Genomic DNA, 653 nt, shown 5'->3' with positions numbered 1-653 from the left:
CGCCGAGCTCGCCGCCACGCGGCGCGACGGCGCGACGCCCGACGAACCCGCCGCCGGCTTCCACGCCGCGGTGCGCGAGATGGCGGCGCTGGCCGACCGGTTGATCCTGCTCGGCGAGGGCGAGCGCGCGCGGCTGGCCCGGATCGGCGCGCCGGTCGGGCATGGCGTGGTGGTGCCGAACCCCGTGGATGCGGCGCTCTATGCCGGCGCCGACGCCGCGCTGTTCCGCCAGGCCATCGGGCTCGACGACTTCGTGCTCTGCGTCGGCCGCATCGAGCCGCGCAAGAACCAGGCGATGCTGGCCCATGCGCTGCGCGGCACCGGACTGCCGCTGGTGCTGATCGGCCATGCCGAGAACCACGCCTATCTGGCCGCGGTGCACCGCCACGGCGGCGCGGAGCTGCGGGTGCTGGACCGGCTGGAGCCGGATTCGCCGCTGCTCGCCTCGGCCTATGCCGCCGCGCGGGTGGTGGTGCTCCCGAGCTGGGCGGAAGGCGCGCCGCTTGTCGCGCTGGAAGCCGCGGCGGCCGGCGCGTCTCTGGTGCTGTCCGACGCGGCGGCGGCGGAGCTGCCCGACGGCCTTGCGCGGCGTTGCGACCCGGGCGACGCGGCCAGCATCCGCCGCGCCGTGCAGGAGGCCTGGGAAACGCGGC

Annotated in this window: 1 protein-coding gene; it reads left to right on the top strand. The window is 77.0% G+C overall.

The window, feature by feature from the left end:
- On the top strand, window positions 1-653 hold a 653-nt coding region (locus tag OZN99_RS33000; RefSeq protein WP_270939386.1), incomplete at both ends, for a glycosyltransferase.

It is taken from the genome of Falsiroseomonas oryzae (assembly GCF_027856955.1).
Taxonomy (GTDB): Bacteria; Pseudomonadota; Alphaproteobacteria; order Acetobacterales; family Acetobacteraceae; genus Falsiroseomonas; species Falsiroseomonas oryzae.
The sequence above is the reverse complement of the archived record's forward strand: the minus strand, read 5'-3'. Positions and strand labels throughout refer to the sequence as shown.